The sequence below is a fragment of the Streptomyces altiplanensis genome, from assembly GCF_053591575.1.
Genome location: NZ_JBSFUB010000081.1, coordinates 14,390 through 32,605, shown reverse-complemented (window position 1 = coordinate 32,605; position 18,216 = coordinate 14,390). Strand labels below are relative to the sequence as shown.

At 71.9% G+C, this 18,216-nt stretch carries 17 protein-coding genes and 1 other RNA gene; 2 read left to right on the top strand and 16 right to left on the bottom strand.

Annotated features, from left to right (window positions below; all coding sequences use genetic code 11):
• Positions 1-122 precede the first annotated feature (122 nt).
• The 11 genes from ACWD0Y_RS27800 to ACWD0Y_RS27750 form a co-directional block, all read right to left on the bottom strand.
• Positions 123-284, bottom strand: coding sequence for a hypothetical protein (locus tag ACWD0Y_RS27800; RefSeq protein WP_450263065.1), 162 nt, complete (start codon positions 282-284; stop codon positions 123-125).
• Between the two features lie 445 nt (positions 285-729).
• A complete protein-coding gene (locus ACWD0Y_RS27795) occupies positions 730-1,011 on the bottom strand; it encodes an HU family DNA-binding protein (protein WP_028815325.1) in 282 nt (93 codons plus the stop codon).
• A gap of 337 nt (positions 1,012-1,348) precedes the next feature.
• On the bottom strand, positions 1,349-2,782 hold the full coding sequence (locus tag ACWD0Y_RS27790; RefSeq protein ID WP_450263064.1) for a malic enzyme-like NAD(P)-binding protein: 1,434 nt from the start codon (positions 2,780-2,782) through the stop codon (positions 1,349-1,351).
• 369 nt (positions 2,783-3,151) lie between these two features.
• Positions 3,152-5,575, bottom strand: a complete 2,424-nt coding sequence (locus tag ACWD0Y_RS27785; protein WP_450263063.1) for a HelD family protein — start codon at positions 5,573-5,575, stop codon at positions 3,152-3,154.
• A 96-nt stretch (positions 5,576-5,671) separates the two neighbouring features.
• Positions 5,672-6,439, bottom strand: a complete 768-nt coding sequence (locus ACWD0Y_RS27780; protein WP_450263062.1) for an anti-sigma factor family protein — start codon at positions 6,437-6,439, stop codon at positions 5,672-5,674.
• Positions 6,436-7,065 (bottom strand): sigma-70 family RNA polymerase sigma factor, encoded by a 630-nt coding sequence (locus tag ACWD0Y_RS27775; protein WP_450263061.1) that lies wholly within the window; start codon positions 7,063-7,065, stop codon positions 6,436-6,438. The genes ACWD0Y_RS27780 and ACWD0Y_RS27775 overlap by 4 nt, the downstream gene beginning before the upstream one ends.
• Before the next feature lie 26 nt (positions 7,066-7,091).
• On the bottom strand, positions 7,092-7,703 hold the full coding sequence (locus ACWD0Y_RS27770; protein WP_450263060.1) for a CGNR zinc finger domain-containing protein: 612 nt from the start codon (positions 7,701-7,703) through the stop codon (positions 7,092-7,094).
• A gap of 86 nt (positions 7,704-7,789) precedes the next feature.
• Positions 7,790-8,335: a GNAT family N-acetyltransferase gene (locus ACWD0Y_RS27765; RefSeq protein WP_450263059.1), complete on the bottom strand. Its 546-nt coding sequence runs from the start codon at positions 8,333-8,335 to the stop codon at positions 7,790-7,792.
• 170 nt (positions 8,336-8,505) lie between these two features.
• On the bottom strand, positions 8,506-9,663 hold the full coding sequence (locus ACWD0Y_RS27760) for a uroporphyrinogen-III synthase (protein WP_450263058.1): 1,158 nt from the start codon (positions 9,661-9,663) through the stop codon (positions 8,506-8,508).
• A gap of 105 nt (positions 9,664-9,768) precedes the next feature.
• Positions 9,769-11,100 (bottom strand): MFS transporter, encoded by a 1,332-nt coding sequence (locus ACWD0Y_RS27755; RefSeq protein ID WP_450263057.1) that lies wholly within the window; start codon positions 11,098-11,100, stop codon positions 9,769-9,771.
• A 293-nt stretch (positions 11,101-11,393) separates the two neighbouring features.
• Positions 11,394-12,359 carry a LysR family transcriptional regulator gene (locus tag ACWD0Y_RS27750; protein WP_450263056.1) on the bottom strand — a complete coding sequence of 322 codons (966 nt, stop codon included), beginning with the start codon at positions 12,357-12,359 and terminating at the stop codon, positions 11,394-11,396.
• 83 nt (positions 12,360-12,442) lie between these two features.
• On the opposite strand from ACWD0Y_RS27750, the gene ACWD0Y_RS27745 reads away from it, so the two are divergent.
• Entirely contained in the window at positions 12,443-13,732 is a 1,290-nt protein-coding gene (locus tag ACWD0Y_RS27745) for an MFS transporter (RefSeq protein WP_450263055.1), read from the top strand.
• Positions 13,733-13,812: 80 nt separating this feature from the next.
• Here ACWD0Y_RS27745 and ssrA read toward each other — a convergent pair.
• From ssrA to ftsE, 5 genes are all read right to left on the bottom strand, one after another.
• Positions 13,813-14,183: a transfer-messenger RNA gene (ssrA, locus tag ACWD0Y_RS27740) on the bottom strand.
• Between the two features lie 117 nt (positions 14,184-14,300).
• The gene (gene smpB / locus ACWD0Y_RS27735) at positions 14,301-14,786 is read right to left on the bottom strand and encodes an SsrA-binding protein SmpB (protein ID WP_093800617.1); all 486 of its coding nucleotides are present in this window, start codon (positions 14,784-14,786) and stop codon (positions 14,301-14,303) included.
• Positions 14,787-14,804: 18 nt separating this feature from the next.
• Positions 14,805-15,974: a S41 family peptidase gene (locus tag ACWD0Y_RS27730; protein WP_450263054.1), complete on the bottom strand. Its 1,170-nt coding sequence runs from the start codon at positions 15,972-15,974 to the stop codon at positions 14,805-14,807.
• Between the two features lie 68 nt (positions 15,975-16,042).
• Positions 16,043-16,960, bottom strand: coding sequence for a permease-like cell division protein FtsX (ftsX, locus tag ACWD0Y_RS27725; protein ID WP_093800615.1), 918 nt, complete (start codon positions 16,958-16,960; stop codon positions 16,043-16,045).
• Between the two features lie 9 nt (positions 16,961-16,969).
• Positions 16,970-17,659 (bottom strand): cell division ATP-binding protein FtsE, encoded by a 690-nt coding sequence (gene ftsE, locus ACWD0Y_RS27720; protein WP_093800614.1) that lies wholly within the window; start codon positions 17,657-17,659, stop codon positions 16,970-16,972.
• A 270-nt stretch (positions 17,660-17,929) separates the two neighbouring features.
• Between ftsE and ACWD0Y_RS27715 the strand changes: the two genes are divergently transcribed.
• Complete coding sequence (locus ACWD0Y_RS27715; RefSeq protein ID WP_093800613.1) at positions 17,930-18,124, top strand: hypothetical protein; 195 nt, start codon at positions 17,930-17,932, stop codon at positions 18,122-18,124.
• The last annotated feature ends 92 nt before the right edge of the window (positions 18,125-18,216 follow it).

Below are 18,216 nucleotides of genomic sequence, written 5' to 3'. Positions count from 1 at the left end.
GCGGTACATCCTGACGCCCTGGAAGACGCCGGCGACGCTCAGCCCGACCAGCAGCGCGAGTCCCAGTCCCACCATGCCGGACACCTCCTGTTTCATCCGGGTGGCCGCCCCTTCGGCCGTGCTCAGTCCTGCCCGGCGGAGACCGAGGTGCTCTTCGACGCCCGGCCGTCCGCGCCGGCCGGGCCCGGGGCCGATCCGATGCTGGCGGCGAGCGTCGCCGTCAGGAGCGCGGCGCCCACCAGAAGGAGGGAACGGCTCGGTCGGGCCGGGTTCGATGCGCGCACGGGTGCTCCTGGGTCAGGGGGTCATGGTGTCGGCGAAGCCGTTCCTCACCACTTTTCCGGGGCGTAAACCACCCGAGCGGGAATGCGTCCGAAATGTGCCGGAAATTCCTCGTCGCCGGGCATCCCGGCCCCGTTCCGCGCCATGGGCGGCGCCCCGAGGGGCGTCGGCACCGGCGGCTGGAGACCGTGGCCGGGCTTCTGCGGGGACACGGCGCGCCGCCGGGCCCCGGAGGGCCCGCCCCGCCGCCGGGGCCGCCACCGGCGCCGCTGCGGCTCCGGCGGTGGGTCCGCCGGCCGCCGACGGCGCTCCTCGGGCGCCCGGCACCGCGGCAGGCCCCGTACGCAGGTGTGCGCGTGCACAAGCACACACGCGCCCGGACACGCCGAAGGGGGCGGTCGTCCGGCATGTTCCGGACGACCGCCCCCTTCGGGTCTGCCTTGGGTGTTACTTGCCCTTGGCGGCTTCCTTGAGCTTGGAGCCCGCGGAGACCTTCACGCTGTAGCCGGCCGGGATCTGGATCGGGTCGCCGGTCTGCGGGTTACGAGCGGTGCGAGCGGCACGGTGGGTGCGCTCGAAGGTCAGGAAGCCGGGGATGGTGACCTTCTCGTCGCCCTTGGCGACGATCTCACCGACGGTCTCGGCAAGAGCGGCCAGCACGGCGTCGGCGTCCTTGCGGGTCACGTCGGCGCGGTCGGCCAGGGCGGCCACCAGCTCACTGCGGTTCATGTTGTTACTCCCGTGTTCTTCTTGCCTGTAAGGCGTGAGATCGAAGCCGATGCTGCCAGGGCCCTCGGACAGTCCCCGGACCCGGGTCTGTCGTCAGACCCTCGCGCCCAAATACGCATCCTGCCCCCACCAGCGGCGGGAAAGCCAATCCGGCACCCTCCGGAGTCACACGAAAAGCGCCACGGCCTCGTCTTGGTGACGCTCCGTCCGCTGCCGGAAGCGGACCGCAGGCTCCGCGGGACCCTGCGGGCTCATTGCCCGCCACCCTAAAGGGGTCCCTCAGAGCCCGCGACCCGCGACGCGCCGGGTGGATCCCGCCGGGAAGGGCCCGGAGGGGTCAGGCGGACGTGGAACCCGTCACAGTGGACCCCACGGCCTTCGCGGCCGTACGGACGGCGCCCGCGACCGCGCCCGCGACCTTGTCGTTGAAGACGGACGGGATGATGTAGTTCGCGTTGAGCTCGTCCTCGGTGACGACGTCCGCGAGGGCGGCGGCCGCGGCCAGCATCATCTCCGTGTTGACAGTCCGCGAGTGGGCGTCCAGGAGGCCGCGGAAGACGCCGGGGAAGACCAGCACGTTGTTGATCTGGTTCGGGAAGTCCGAGCGTCCCGTGGCCACAACGGCCGCCGTCTGACGGGCGATTGCCGGCTCGACCTCCGGGTCGGGATTCGCGAGCGCGAACACGATCGCGCCGTCCGCCATCGCCGCGACGTCGTCGCCGCCCAGGACGTTGGGCGCCGAGACGCCGATGAAGACGTCCGCGCCGACCACGGCCTCCTTGAGGGTGCCGGTGACGCCCTCCGGGTTGGTGTTGTCGGCGATCCAGCGCAGCGCCGACTCCGGGGCGGCGTCGACGAGGTCCTCGCGGGCCGCGTGCACCACGCCGTGGATGTCCGCGACGACCGCGTGCTTGACGCCCGCGGCGATCAGGAGCTTGAGGATGGCCGTGCCGGCCGCGCCGGCGCCGGACATGACGACCCGCACGTCGCCGATCGACTTGCCGACCACGCGCAGCGCGTTGGTCAGCGAGGCGAGCACCACGATGGCCGTGCCGTGCTGGTCGTCGTGGAAGACGGGGATGTCGAGGGCCTCGCGCAGACGGGCCTCGATCTCGAAGCAGCGCGGCGCGGAGATGTCCTCGAGGTTGATGCCCGCGAAGCCGGGGGCGATGGCCTTGACGATCTCGACGATCGCGTCGGTGTCCTGGGTGTCCAGGCAGATCGGCCAGGCGTCGATGCCGGCGAAGCGCTTGAAGAGGGCCGCCTTGCCCTCCATGACCGGCAGCGCGGCCATCGGGCCGATGTTGCCGAGGCCGAGCACCGCGGAGCCGTCCGTCACCACGGCGACGGAGTTGCGCTTGATGGTGAGGCGGCGGGCGTCCTCGGGGTTCTCGGCGATCGCCATGCAGACGCGCGCGACGCCCGGGGTGTAGATCATCGAGAGGTCGTCACGGCTGCGGATGGGGTGCTTGGACGCCATCTCGATCTTGCCGCCGAGGTGCATCAGGAACGTACGGTCGGAGACCTTGCCCAGCACCACGCCCTCGATCTCGCGCAGTCCCTCGACGATCTCGTCGGCGTGCGCGGTCGAGGTGGCCGCGATCGTGACGTCGATCCGCAGCTTCTCGTGGCCGGAGGCGGTCACGTCGAGGCCGGTCACCGACCCGCCGGAGGACTCCACGGCCGTGGTGAGCTGGCTGACCGCGGTCCCGCTCGCGGGGACCTCCAGCCGGACCGTCATCGAGTACGAGACGCTGGGCGCCGTTGCCATGGCCGACTTCCTCTGCTTTCCCTAGCTTCATTGCTACGCGGCCGCGACTGATGCCCGGCAGCGCCTTCCGATGGTCGCACCTACCTGCGGGTAGCAGGTAATGCGGTCATTTAGTTTTCGGAAAGTATTTTCCACCATACGAGAACCGCAGGTGAAACAGAAGAGGTCCGTGGCACCCGGGGGTGCCACGGACCTCTTCTTTGTATGTATCTACGTACTGAGTGACACCGGCCCGCCATGCTCGCCTCGCGGCAAGTGGTCGCTCGTAGCGACTAAGGTTGGGCCCGGGGGCTTGGATCGAGCCGGTGCCACCCCCAGGCTAACAAACCACCCCGGCAAGTGACGGCCTCGTCCCGTGTTGACTTCGGTTCAGTCCCCCAGCAGCGCGGGGACCCCGTCCGGACCGGGCTTGTCCCGCTCCCCGGACACGACCGTGAGCTGCTGCGTCGCACGCGTCAGCGCCACGTACAGCACCCGCAGGCCCGCCGGGGACTCCTCCGCGATCTCGGCCGGCGCCACGACGACCGTCGCGTCGTACTCCAGCCCCTTCGCCTCCAGGCTGCCGAGCGCCACCACGCGCTCGCCGAGCGGCGCGAGCCACTTGCGGGCCTGCGCGCGCCGGTGCATCGCGACGACGACGCCGACGGTGCCGTCCACGCGGTCCAGGAGGCGCTGCGCCTCCTGGCGGGTGGTCCGGGCGAGGTCGTTGTCCCGCACGACGGCGAAGCGCGGCTCCACCCCCGTGGACCGGACCGCCGCGGGCGACTCCATGCCCGGCATGGCACGCTCCAGGACCTTGGCCGCCAGGGCCGCGATCTCCGCCGGGTTGCGGTAGTTCACGGTGAGCGTGAAGCGGCGGCGCGGGCGGGCGCCGAGGGCCTCGTCGCGGGCCGCGGCCGCCTCGTCCGGGTCGGTCCACGAGGACTGCGCCGCGTCGCCGACGATCGTCCAGGTGGCGTGCCGGCCGCGGCGGCCGACCATCCGCCACTGCATGGGCGTGAGGTCCTGGGCCTCGTCGACGATGACGTGCGCGTACTCCGTGCGCTCCTGCGCGAGCCGCTCGGCCCGCTCCCACTGGGTCTCCTCGCGCCGCGGCATCAGCTCCTCCAGGCCGCTGAGCTGGTCCAGGGGGTCGTACTCGCGCTTGCGCCTGGGGCGGGCCGGGGCGCCGAGCAGTGTCTGGAGCTCGTCGAGGAGCGCCACGTCGTGCACGGACAGCGGGCCGTTGCCGTCCGCGTCCAGGCGGCGCAGGGAGCGGGCCAGCTGACGGGTCTCGCGCGGGTTCAGCGCGCGGCGGGCCCAGCGGCCCAGGCGCTTGTCGTCGGCCATGGCGGCGAGCACCCGGCGCGGGGTGAGCTCGGGCCACCAGGCGTCGAGGAACTCGATGAAGTCGGTCTCGGTCGAGATGTCCTCGTCGAAGCCGGAGCGGAGCTCGGCGATCAGTTCCTGGTCCCCCCCGAAAGAAGACACGGCCCTGCCCCGGCCGCTGGACTTGGACCAGAGGGCGTCCAGGAGGAGCTTGCGGGCGCGGGGGCGCAGCAGGTTGACGGGGGCGGTGGCGCCGAGGACGTTGTGGCGGATGCGCTTCAGCTCCTCGGCGTCCAGCTCCACGCGCTGACCGAAGGCGACCACGCGCAGGCGGGTGGGGGTCTCGTTCCCGCCGGGCGCGTTCTCCTCCTCCTCGCCGAACGTCAGCTGGCCGTCCTCGGCGGGGGCCGCCGGGGCGGGCGGCGCGTCCAGGGCGCCGCGTGCCGCGTTGCGCAGCACCTTGAGCATGCGGGAGGAGCCCTTGATGCGGGCGATGTTCGGTTCGTCGTACGTCGACGCCTCCGCGCCGTCGACCAGCGAGCCCACCGCGCGGATCGCGACCTGGCCCTCCTCGCCGAGGGACGGCAGCACGCCCTCGGTGTACGCGACGAGCAGCGGCGTCGGGGACACGATGAGGATGCCGCCCGCGTACTTCCGCCGGTCCTGGTAGAGCAGGTACGCGGCGCGGTGCAGGGCCACGGCGGTCTTGCCGGTGCCGGGGCCGCCGGAGACCTCCGTGACGGAGGCGGCGGGGGCGCGGATGACCATGTCCTGCTCGGCCTGGATGGACGACACGATGTCGCGCATGGTGTGGCTGCGGGCCTGCCCGAGCGCCGCCATCAGGGCGCCGTCGCCGATGACGGGCAGCGGGGCGCCGCCGAGGGTGGCGGTCAGCTCCGGGCGCATCAGGTCGTCCTCGACGCCGAGCACCTTGCGGCCCTTGGAGCGGATGACCCGGCGGCGCACGACGCGGCCCGGCTCCTTGGGCGTGGAGCGGTAGAACGGCGCGGCGGCCGGGGCGCGCCAGTCGATGACCAGCGGGGAGTAGTCGGAGTCGAGTACGCCGATGCGCCCGATGTGCAGGGTCTCGGCGATCTCCGCGGTGAGGTCGGGGCGTACCGCGTCCTCGGCCGGCTCCACCGAGGTGTACGCGCCGTCCGGGCCCTTCTCGCCGTCCCTGCCCAGGAGCAGGTCGATGCGTCCGAAGAGGAAGTCCTCGAACTCGTTGTTGAGCCGGTTGAGGTGGATTCCGGCGCGGAAGACCTGCGCGTCGCGCTCGGCGAGCGCGCCGGGCGTGCCGACCTGGCCGCGCTGGGCGGCGTCGTTCATGAGGAATTCCGCCTCGTGGATCTTCTCCTCCAGACGGCGGTACACCTGATCCAGATGATCCTGTTCCACACCGATCTCACGTGTCCGCGCCGACTCCTGGGAAGAGGAGTCGGACACGGAATTCACGGAATCGACAGCGGCATCCTGCGCGGCCACCGAGGCCCCCTTCTGACGTGCTGCGGGCAGCCGTCAACCGTACGCGACGGGGAGCCGCGACCGCACCTGTCAGGAACGGGGAATTGTGCTGGTCTGTCAGGCTTCGACCTCGACCAGGCGCTGTCCGTCGAAGGTCCGGACCTCGAAGCGGTCGATCTCGCCGCGGTTCATCGCCGCGCCGCCGTGGACGTACAGCGGGTTCTTCGCCGCCTTGTGCGTGCTGTCCGGGATGCCGTAGCCCCATGCGGGGACGGCCCAGCTCGTCACCGTCTCCTCCTCGCCGTCCTTCGAGACGGCGATCAGGCTGCACTTCAGCGGGCCCCTGACGTTCTTGAGTTCCAGGACGGTGTGGGTGCCCCAGCCCTTCTTCTCCATGCCGACGGCCGCACTGACCTCGGTGACGGCGTCGGTCGCGGTGACCTTCTCCTCCATGTGGTGGAAGAAGGCGTCCTCGGCCGGGCTGGTGGGGTGGGCCCCTCCCGCGACGTTGCCGGCCGGGCCGCCCCTGCCGTCGCCGTCCGAGGTGGCCAGGAGGGTGACCGCGGGGCCGCCGACGGCCAGTACCGCGGCGGCCGCGACCAGGTAGAGCGCGCGGCGGCGGCTCCGCGCGCGGCCCGCGGCGACCTCGCCGGTCAGCCGGCCGAGGAGCTGGGGGCTCGGCTCGGTCAACTGCGGCGGCGGACCCGGGGATTCGGCCAGGAGCGCCATCATCGGCTCCATGCCGGCGAAGTCGTCGAGCTGGGCTGCGCAGTGGTCGCAGCCGGCCAGGTGGGCCTCGAAGGCGGTGGCGTCCGCGTCGTCCAGAATGCCGAGCACGTAGGCGCCGACGGCGTCGTGCCCGGAGTGCCGGTCGTACGTCGTCATACCGTCACCCCTCGTTCCTCCAGCGCGAGCTTCATCGAGCGCAGTGCGTAGAAGACCCGGGACCTGACGGTCCCGCTGGGTATGCCCAGCACTTCGGCCGCCTCGTTGACCGTACGCCCTCTGAAGTACGTCTCGACAAGTGCTTCCCGGTGGGCGGGGGTCAAATCGTCGAGCGCGTCGGAGAGCGTCATCAGCCACAGCGCCTTGTCGATCTCGTCCTCCGCGGGCATGACCTCCAGCGGCGACGGATCGACCTCCTGCGGCCGGGACTGCCGGCTGCGGTGGTTGTCGATGACGATGCGGCGCGCGACCGTCACCAGCCAGGGGCGGACGGAACCGGTGGCCCGGTTGAGCTGACCGGCGTTCTTCCAGGCACGGATGAGCGTCTCCTGCACGACGTCCTCGGCGCGCTGGCGGTCGCCGGCGACGAGGCGCAGTACGTAGGCGAGCAGTGGCCCGGCGTGTTCACGGTAGAGCGCTCGCATCAACTCCTCGTCGGGGACCGGCCTCTGGGCGCGTGGGCGCTCGCTGCGATGTCGAGCCCTGTGCTGTCGGCTATCGGCCACGGCCGCATCCTCGCGCACCCGAACCTCCCGGTCGAGACCCTGTGTGGCTCCCTCCCCCATCACTACGCAGGCGTGTGGCGATCGACTCAACGCGATCCGGAGAAACTTTCGGCGCGCGCCGCCGCCAGCGCGCGCCGCCGGTGCCGGGCGACCCGTTCCCGGTTGCCGCACACCTCGCTGGAGCACCAGCGCCTGCGGCGGCCCCTGGACGTGTCCAGGTACAGGCGGCGGCAGTTGTCTCCCTCGCACGCGCGCAGGCGGGCGCGGGCCACAGGGTCGGTCAGCAGGTCCACCGCGTCACGGGCGACGGCGGCGAGCAGGGCCGCGCGTTCGGGGGCGTCGCCGGTGAGCGCCCTGGCCCAGGCGCCGTCGGGGGTGCGTACGGCCCTGACGCCGGGGGGCGGGGCGGCGGCCAGTGCGTTGACGCGGTCCAGGGCCCGGGGGGCGGCGCGTCCCTCCAGCTCCGCGCGGACCAATGCGCCGATGTGCGCGCGTACTTCGGTGAAGTCGTGGAGCCACGCGTCGTCCACGGCGTCCAGGGGCGCGTCGTGGGGGACGAGCCGTGTGCCCACCAGCCACTCCCGCAGACGTCCCGGGTGGCTCAGCTGCTCGGTGGGGACCGGGCCCGTCGCCACCAGGTCCAGGCAGACCCGGCCGGAGACGAACCGCGACCCGCGTGTGCCCGTGTGCGCCGCCATGCGTCTGTCACCGCCTCGGGGTCACCGGTGGGTGCCTTCGCCGTCCCACCCAGAGTGCCCGGCGTTCCGGCCGGCCGGAACCCCTCCTACCGGTGCAGGATGCGCTGGAAGAGCCTGTGGTCGCGCCACTCGCCGTTGATGTGGAGGTACTCCGGGGCGATGCCGATCTCCTCGAAACCGTTCTTGGCCAGGACGCGCTGCGACGCGGCGTTGTCGAGGACGGTGCCGGCCTCGACGCGGTGCAGGCCGAGGTCGTCGCGGGCCGCGCGGCACACTTCCGCGACGGCGGCGGTGGCGAGGCCGCGGCCGGTGCGGGTGACGTCGGTCCAGTAGCCGAGACTGGCGCTGCGGAAGGGGCCCAGGACGATGTGGGAGAGGGTGAGGCCGCCGATGACGGCTGCGCCCTCGGTGAGGACCCACGGCACCGCGCGGCCCTCCGCCATTTCCGCCAGCCGTGCGGCCAGGCGGCCGGCCTGGCCCTCGGGGGTGTAGAAGGCCTCCGGGCGGTCCGGCTCCCAGGGGCGCATGTACGCGCGGCTGCGGGCCAGGGCCTCGGCGAGGGGGGCGGCGTCGTCGGGGGTGGCGGGGCGGAGCACGGCGTTGTCGGCGAGGGGGCGGGGGTCGGAGATCACCTCCGTACGGTAAACGCCGCCACGCGGGGGGCGGTGGGGCCGGGGCTCCGGGGCCGGTGCCGCGTCGGGACGTCTCCTCCCGCCACCGTGGCACGCGAAGCGGCGGGCGCGTCCCGCGCCTGCCTGTACGCCTCGGCCCCGGGCCCTCCCCCGCCGCCACGCCGCAGGCGTTACGCGTCCGCGTACTTCGTGTCCGCCGCCGGGTCCAGCGCCAGGCGGTAGCCGCGCTTGACCACCGTCTGGATGAGGTTGGGCGCGCCGAGGGAGGCGCGCAGGCGGGCCATCGCCGTTTCGACGGCGTGTTCGTCGCGGCCGGAACCCGGCAGTGCCCGGAGGAGGTCCGCCCGGGAGACGACCCAGCCCGGGCGGCGGGCCAGCGCCCGCAGCAGGGACATGCCCGCGGGCGGCACGGGGCGCAGCTCGCCGTCGACCACGACGGCGTGGCCGCGGATCTCGACGCTGCGGCCCGCGACCGGCAGGGTGCGGGCGCGGTGCGGGAGTTCACGGCAGATCAGCTGGACCAGGGGGCCGAGGCGGAAGCGCTCGGGCTGCGCCGTGTCGATGCCGTGCGCCTGGAGGGGGAGGGCTGTCACCGGGCCCACGCAGGCCGACAGTACGTCGTGACCGAGGGCCGCCAGGAGGCCGGGGAGCATGCCGCGTTCCTCGGCCCGGGAGAGGAAGGACGCCGCGGCGGGGGCGCTGGTGAAGGCCAGGGCGTCCACGCCGCGGCCCACCGTGGCGTCGATGAGGCGGTCGAGCGGCGTGATGTCCTCGGGCGGCATCCAGCGGTAGACCGGTACGCCGACGACTTCCGCGCCCCCGGCCCGCAGCGCCTCGACGAAGCCGGGCAGCGGTTCGCCGTGCAGCTGGATCGCGATGCGGCGGCCCTCCACGCCTTCGGCGAGGAGGCGGTCGAGGACCTCGGCCATGGACTCCGAGGTGGGTGACCACTCCTCGGTGAGGCCGGCGGCGCGGATGGCGCCCTTCACCTTGGGGCCGCGGGCGAGGAGTTCGACGCCCTGGAGGCGGGACAGGAGGGCCTCGCCCAGGCCCCAGCCGTCCGCCGCCTCCACCCAGCCGCGGAAGCCGATGGCCGTGGTGGCGATCACCACGTCGGGTGCGTGGTCGATGAGCTGTTCGGTGAGGGTGAGGAGTTCGCTGTCGTCGGCGAGCGGCACGATCCGCAGGGCGGGGGCGTGCAGGACCGCCGCGCCCCGGCGGGTCAGCAGCGTGCCCAGCTCGTCGGCGCGCCGGGCGGCGGTGACGCCGACGGTGAAGCCCGCGAGCGGGCCGTGCTCTGGTTCGTGCGTGGTGTTGTTCACGGACATCGCTACCCGGCTCCTGTGCTGGTGGTGCGGAGGACCGAGCCTGTCAACACCACGTGACAGGCTCGGTTCCTTCGTATTTCCCGGCCGTTAACGGAGTCGCGCGGCTCAGACCTCGGCGTAGGTGAGCTGCGGCTTCGCCGGTGTGGCGACCGGACGTCGAAGGTATACCGCCCAGGTGACCGTGAAGCACACGGCGTAGAAGGCCAGGAAGGCCGCGAAGGCCGCCGTTCCCGTTCCCGCCGTCTGGAAGGACTGGCGGAAGGCGAGGTTGATCGCCAGCCCGCCGAGCGCGCCGACCGCGCCGATCAGGCCCATGGAGGCCCCGGAGAGCCGCCGCCCGTACGCGGCGGCCGCCTCGCCCTCCATGCCCTTCGCCAGCGCCTTCGCCTGGAAGATCGCGGGGATCATCTTGTACGTCGAGCCGTTGCCGAGGCCGGAGAGGACGAAGAGCGCCGTGAAGCCGGTGAGGAAGACGGGGAGCGACGCGGTCGTGGAGGCGTAGACGACGACGGATGTCGCGGCCGCCATCGCGGCGAAGTTCCACAGCGTGATGCGGGCGCCGCCGAAGCGGTCGGCGAGGGAGCCGCCGAGGGGCCGGATCAGGGAGCCGAGCAGCGGGCCGATGAAGGTGAGCGAGGCCGCCTGGAGCGGCGTACGGCCGAACTGGGTCTGGAGGACCAGACCGAACGCGAAGCTGTAGCCGATGAAGGAGCCGAACGTCCCGACGTACAGGAAGGCCATGATCCACGTGTGCCGGTCGCGGACGGCCGCCTTCGCCGCCCCGGTGTCGTTGCGCACGGGCGCCAGGTTGTCCATCCGCAGCGCGGCGCACACGGCCGCGAGGATGATCAGCGGGATGTACGCGCCGAGCAGGACGCGGGGGTGGTCCGCCCCGGCCACGGCGATGACCAGCAGGCCGGCCAGTTGCACGACGGGTACGCCGATGTTGCCGCCGCCCGCGTTGAGGCCGAGCGCCCAGCCCTTCTTGCGGAGCGGGAAGAAGGAGTTGATGTTGGTCATGGAGGAGGCGAAGTTGCCGCCGCCGACGCCGGTGAGGGCCGCGACCACCATGAAGGTGGTGTAGGAGGTGCCCGGCTCCATCACGGCGTACGCCGCGCCCGTGGGCAGCAGGAGCATCAGCGCGCTGAAGACGGTCCAGTTGCGGCCGCCGAAGCGGGCCACGGCGAAGGTGTAGGGGATGCGGGCGACCGCTCCGACGAGGGTGGCCGTGCCGATCAGGAAGAACTTGCCGGCCGGGTCGATGCCGTACTCCGGCCCCATGAAGAGCACCATGACGGACCACAGGGTCCAGATGGAGAACCCGATGTGCTCGGAGAGGACGGAGAAGATCAGGTTGCGGCGGGCGATCCGCTCACCCGTCCGCTTCCAGAAGGTGTCGTCCTCGGGGTCCCACTGTTCGATCCACCGGCCTGCCATGACGTGCCTCCACGAGTGATCGGGTCGTGGAGGCGACGCTAGGCACGGCGGATTTCAGGCCCGTGCCGTGAGGTGACCGGCGCGCAACCTTGCTCTCACCCGGCACTCACCGCTTCTGTGAGCGGCTTCCCCCGCGGGGTGGGCCGCCGGGCCCCGGGCGCGGCCCGCGCTGGGCCGCGACGTCCTCCGGCCGGCCCGCGGCCAGGATCGTCAGACCGTCGGCGGCCGGACGGTGGCGGGCTCGAAGACGGTGCCGGCGTACGACGCGCTCGTCCGGCAGGCGGGGTGGCGTGTCAGTCGCTGCCGAGCATCAGTGACATGTCGGCCTCGGGGAGCCACCCGTCGGCGGGCAGGTCCAGCCAGCCATGACGCTCCACGAGCTCGTCCCTTGTCCTTCTCAGCACTTCAAGCCCCTTGTGCCGCAGCCCTTTCCGCCACACGAGCGAGATGGGCGACAGGGGTACGGGCTTCACGACCGGCCGCAGCTCCATGCCGGGCACCGTGATGAACTCGGTGCTCGCCAGAACCGACCACCGCCGCCGGCGGACGAGCCGGACGAACTCCTCGGCGCCCTCGATCTCCGGGAACGGAGCCGCCACCTCGATGCCCCGCCCGGCGAACAGCCGTACCGCCAGATCGGTCCATTCCGCGGTGGCCGGATTGCCCGCCCCCGCGTAGAGGGTCTCCCCCGCCAGCGCGTCCAGCGGCACCTCGTCCAGCGCGGCCAGCGGATGGTCCTCGGGGAGCAGTACGGCCATCCGCTCGAAGCGCACCGGCCGGTGCTCCAGCTGGTCGAGCACCGCCGGGTCGAGCCCGGCGACCCGCCCCGACGAGACGTCCAGCCTGCCGCCGAGGATCGCGGCGGCCGCGCCCGTCAGGCCGCTGTGGAAGCGCGCGACGAACTCGACGTCGGGCGCGGCCGCCCGGGCCTCCTCCAGCACCCGGTGGGCGGTGCCGACCGACGCGCCGACATCGAAGACCAGTGGCCGCTCGTCGCGCGCCCAGGCCCCGCCCAGTTCGTCGTACGCCGCCAGCACGCGTCGCGCGTAGGGCAGGAGCCGCTCGCCGTCCGCCGTCAGCGACACGCTGCGGGTGGACCGTACGAACAGCTCGGAGCCCACCTCGCGCTCCAGGCGACGGATGTCACGGCTCAGCGCCTGCTGGGCCACGTAGAGTCTGGCTGCCGCGCGGGTGAAGTGCAGGTCCTCGGCGACCGCCTCGAAGGCGCGCAGCAGACGGGGGTCGATGTCGTGGGGCACGCCGCGAACTTACAACGCGGATGCGTGAATCGGTGCCCGGAAGGTGTTGGACCACCGGTGACGCCCGCCGTGAAGCTCGGTGCATGCCCCTCCATGAGCCCCCTTCCCCTCTCCTGGCCGTGTCCGGCGACGTACTGATCGCCGCGCACCGGCCCGGTCACGGCCCGTACGGACCGCGCCGCCGCGGCCCCGGCCGCCTCTCCCCCTACCGCCGCCTCTTCGCCGCCCCCGGCGCCCGCGCCTTCACCGCGGGCAATCTCCTCGCCCGCATCCCGATGGGCATGTTCAGCGTGAGCGCGGTCATGATGATCGCCGGTTCGCGCGGCTCGTACGCCCTGGCGGGCGCCGTCACCGCGGCCGGTTTCGCCGCCACCGCCCTGGTGGCGCCCTGGACGGCCCGGCTCGTCGACCGGTACGGCCAGGCCCGCGTCGCGGTGCCCGCCACCGCCGTCGCCGTGCTCGGCTCGCTGGCCCTGCTGCTCTGCGTCCGTTACGACGCGCCCGACTGGACGCTCTTCGCCGCATACGCCGCGACCGCCACCACCCCCAACACGGGCGGCATGTCCCGCGCCCGCTGGGCCCACCTGCACCGCGACGACCCGGCGGCCCGGCACACCGCGAACTCCTTCGAACAGGCCGTCGACGAGCTGTGCTTCATGCTCGGCCCGGTCGCCGCCGCCTTCCTCTGCTCGGCGCTCTTCCCCGAGGCCGGCACCCTGGCCGGCGCGGTCCTCCTGATGACCGGTGTCCTGGTCTTCGCCGCCCAGCGCGCCACGGAACCGCCCGTCGCCTCCCGTGCCAAGACGGCCCGCTCCCCTCTGCGCCTGCCCGGTGTCCCCGCCCTGCTGACCGTCTTCTTCGCCACCGGCGTGGTCTTCGGCTCCATGGAGATCGTCACTCTCGCCTTCGCCGACGGTCTGGGCCACAGCGCGGCCGCGGGCCCGGTCCTCGCCCTCCAGGCGGCCGGATCGTGCGTGGCGGGCCTGCTGTACGGATCCGCGCGCCCGGCGGCCGACCCGTACCGCCGCCTGCTCGTCTGTGTCGCGGCGATGACGGCCCTGATGTTCCTGCCGCTGCTCGCGGCCTCCACCGGCTCGCTGGTCACCGTCGCGGGCGCCCTGCTGCCGGCGGGCGCGGCCACCGCACCGACGATGATCACCGGCATGGCGCTGATCCAACGCGTCGTCCCCGAGGCCCGGTTGAACGAGGGCATGACCCTGGCCGTCACCGCGATCCTGGGCGGCATAGCGGCGGGCTCGGCCACCGGCGGCCGGCTCGCGGAGCACCTGGCCCCGGCCGCGGCCTACCTGGCGCCGGTCGCGGCCGCGGGCCTGGCCACGGTCTTCTGCGTCACGCTGCGCCGGCCCCGGTAGGCGGGGCGTGCGTTCCGCGCCCGGTACACCACGAAGGCCCCGCCGTCACAGGGACGGCGGGGCCTTCGCTCACATGGGAATTGTGGAGATGGCGGGAATCGAACCCGCGTCCAACGGTGCGGAGACAGGGCTTCTCCGAGTGCAGTCCGCTACGTTTTTCTCGGCCCCGGAGATCACACGGACAAGTCTCCGACGGGCTCAGTCACTGTTTGATTTCCCACCCGATCCCGTGACCGGACCGAGTGGTTTAGTTCCCTTGATGATGCCAGGATCCGGGTCGGGAACACCCCCGGGCTGACACTTCGCTAGGTCGCTACTTAGGCAGCGAGGGCGAAGGAATCGCGCTTGGAATCGGCGATTATTGGTTGCGACATATGGTTAACGAGATCATTGCCGCTTCCTCGACTCGCTTCCCCTGCCTCGACATCCGCTGTCGAAACCGATCATCCCCATGTTGTTTTATCAAGGTGGTGCCGCGCCCCGGGGGGCACAGGTGCCATCGTACGTGAACAACGCACGACCGTGCCAGCCTATTCCTCCCGGCCCGGCGGCCCGTCCCGGCGGACCCTCAGAGCCGCCCGCGCTCCCTGCGCTTCACCGCCGAGATCGCCCGGTTCGTCTCGCGCAGGTCCTGCTTCTCGCGCAGCGTCTGCCGCTTGTCGTACTCCTTCTTGCCCTTGGCCAGCGCGATCTCGATCTTGGCCCGGCCGTCCTTGAAGTACATCGCCAGGGGCACGATCGTGTGACCCGTCTCCTGCGACTTGCTCGCGAGCTTGTCGATCTCCGCCCGGTTCAGCAGCAGCTTGCGCTTGCGGCGCGCGGAGTGGTTGGTCCAGGTCCCCTGCGTGTACTCCGGTACGTGCACGTTGTGCAGCCACGCCTCGCCCCCGTCGAGCTGCACGAAGCCGTCCACCAGTGAGGCGCGCCCCTGCCGCAGGGACTTCACCTCGGTGCCGGTCAGGACCATGCCGGCCTCGTAGGTGTCGATGATGAGGTAGTCGTGTCGCGCCTTCTTGTTCTGCGCGATCATCTTGCGCCCTTTTTCCTTAGCCATAGTGCGGCCATTTTCGCACTACGACCCTCCTCCGAGGCCACTCAATACTGTCCGGGCCCGCTCCTCGGCCCGCTCGCTCACCACGAGGTCCGGGCTGATGCCCCGGCCGTCGACGCTGTGGCCCGCCGGGGTCCGGTAATGGCCGACGGTGAGCTCCGCCACGGAGCCGTCGGGCAGCCGGCTCGGCATCTGGACCGAGCCCTTCCCGAACGTACGCGAACCCACGGTGACCGCCCGGCCACGGTCCTGGAGCGCCCCCGTGACGAGCTCCGCCGCGCTCATGGTGCCGCCGTCGACGAGCGCCACGAGGGGCCGGGCGGTGTCCCCGCCCGGCTCCGCGTGGAGCGCGCGCTGCTCGCCGCGCATGTCGTACGTCGCCACCAGGCCGCCGTCGAGGAAGGCGGACGCGGCGGTGACGGCCTCGGCGACGAGACCGCCGCCGTTGCCGCGCAGGTCGAGGAGGACGCCGTGGCCCTCGGGCGCGGCGCGGACCGCGTCCCGCACCCGCTCGCCCGAGCCCTTGGTGAAGGACGCCACCTTGATCAGCACGGCGTCGCCGTCCGCGAGCGGCTTCACGGTGACGGCCTCGGTGGTCAGACGCGCGCGGCGCAGCGTCTCGTGCCACTGGCGCGCGCCGCGCTCCAGGCCGAGGACGACGGAGCTGCCCGCCCGCGCCGGGCCGTCGCCGCGCAGGAGCCCGACGACTTCGGTGACGGGGCGGTTCTCCACCGGGCGGCCGTCGATCGTACGGAGCCGGTCGCCCTCCCTGACCCCGGCCCGCCCGGCGGGGCCGCCGGACCGCACCCGGGTCACCTCGACGCGGCCGCCGCGCGCGCGCTCGACCGACAGTCCGACGCCCGTGTACTCGCCGTCGAGTGCCTGCGTGAACTCCTCGTACTCCGCCGGGTCGTACACCGCGCCCCACCGGTCACCGCTGCGGCTGACGACCTCTTCGGCCGCCTCCTTGCCGGACTTGCCGTCGGCCATCGCCCGGGCTGCGGCGGCGGCGACCTCCTCGCGGTCGGCGGTCGCCGCGATCGAACGGGCGGGGAGGGAAGGGGACTTCGCCTCGTCGCGCTGCCAGCAGTCGGTGGCGGCGGCAGTGACGAGTACGGCCGCGAAGACCAGTGTCAGGGCAGCCCCGCGGCGAATTCCACGGGGACGGAGGGTGACTTCCGGGCCTGGCATGGCGCCGAGTCTAGGACAAACGAAGGGCGCCGCACGGTCGGTTGACCGTACGGCGCCCGGGGCTCATGTCACACCTTGAGGTACTTGCGCAGCGCCACGAACCCGGCGAGCGCGGGCATCAGCAGCGCGATCGCGAGCACCAGCGGCAGCTTGGCCAGCACCGCGTCCCAGCCGATGAAGTTGACGAGATTGAGCTTCTCGGACAGCGCCAGGCCGTGGTCGATCAGGAAGTACCGGCCGACGAGCAGCATCCCGCAGGCGAGCACGCCGCCGATCAGGCCCGCGAACGCGGCCTCCATGATGAACGGCATCTGGATGTAGAAACTGGACGCGCCGACGAGCCGCATGATGCCCGTCTCGCGCCGCCGGCTGAAGGCGGATACGCGCACGGTGTTGACGATCAGCATCAGCGCGATGACGAGCATCAGGGCCATCACGCAGAGTGCGGCCACGTTCATGCCGTTCATCAGCTCGAAGAGGTTGTCGAGGATGCCGCGCTGGTCCTCGACGGAGTGCACGCCGTCCCGGCCCGCGAACGCGGTCGCGACCACCTTGTACTTCTCCGGGTCGTCGAGCTTGACCCGGTAGGACTCCTGCATCTGGTCCGGGGTGATGGTGTCGGCCAGCGAGGTGTCCCCGAACTGCTCCTTGTAGTGCTTGAACGCCTGGTCGGCCGACTCGTAGTGGACGTCCTTGACGATGTCCATCTTGTCGAGGTCGTCCTTGACCTGCTTCTTCTGCTCTGCGGTGACCGCGCCCTTGTCGCACGTGGAGGCGGTCTCCGCGTCGTTCTTGTTGCAGAAGTAGATCGAGACGTTGACCTTGTCGTACCAGTAGCCCTTCATCGTGCTCACCTGCTCGCGCATGAGCAGGGCCCCGCCGAAGAGAGCGAGGGAGAGAGCGACGGAGATGACCACCGCGAAGGTCATGGTGAGATTCCGGCGGAGACCGACGCCGATCTCCGACAGGACGAACTGGGCGCGCATGGCGTCCTTTCAGTGCTGGTAGCCGTAGACGCCGCGAGACTGGTCGCGCACGAGGCGGCCCTTCTCAAGTTCGATGACGCGCTTGCGCATCTGGTCGACGATCTGCTGGTCGTGGGTCGCCATCACCACAGTGGTGCCGGTGCGGTTGATGCGGTCCAGCAGCTTCATGATGCCGACGGAGGTCTGCGGGTCGAGATTGCCCGTCGGCTCGTCCGCGATCAGCAGCATCGGGCGGTTGACGAACGCCCGCGCGATCGCCACGCGCTGCTGCTCACCGCCGGAGAGTTCGCCGGGCATCCGGCTCTCCTTGCCACCGAGGCCGACGAGATCGAGGACCTGGGGTACGGACTTGCGGATCTCGCCGCGCGACTTTCCGATGACTTCCTGCGCGAACGCGACGTTCTCCCCGACGGTCTTGTTGGGGAGGAGGCGGAAGTCCTGGAACACGGTGCCGAGCTGGCGCCGCATCTGCGGCACCTTCCAGTTGGACAGGCGCGCGAGGTCCTTGCCCAGGACGTGCACCATGCCGTGGCTGGCGCGCTCCTCACGCAGCAGCAGCCGCAGGAAGGTTGACTTGCCGGAGCCGGAAGAGCCCACGAGGAAGACGAATTCGCCCTTCTCGACCTCCAGGGAGACATCCCTGAGGGCGGGGCGGCTTTGCTTCGGGTAGGTCTTGGAGACGTTGTCGAATCGGATCACGGGTGCACCACGGTCGCCGGGAGTAGGTGAGCGTGACCATACGCGACCCGGGCGGGCGCGCGCAGTCGGCGTCCGGCGATGGCCGTTTTATCACGGATCGCTCACGGACCGGTGACCGGTTCTGAGCGGACCGCGGCGGCCTCGATCCGGCGGGGCGCGCCGGAACACGTGGGAGCTGGCACAGTGGAAGGGGGAACAGTCGCGTTTCCCTGAGCGTTGGGCGGAGAGAACGCGTACAGGCGGATCCGCCGCGCGGGAGGAGGAAAGCGCATGACCTATGACCGACTGGTGTGCGCGAACTGCGCGGCCCCGGTGAACCAGGGCCGCTGCCCGGTCTGCCGGGCCAACAGGGCGAGGATGCAGCAGGAGGGCGGCCCGCTGAGCGGGCTGAGCCCCGCGGCACTGGTGGCGCTCGTGGCGCTGCTGGTGGCGGTGATGGCCCTGGTGGCGCACCAGACCGCGTAGAGCCCGACCGTGCGGCCCGAGGGCCCAGGAGGGCCCGGAAGGCTTCCCGCCCGCCCGTAATCGCCTCTACGGCCCCTCTGGGGGCCGGATAC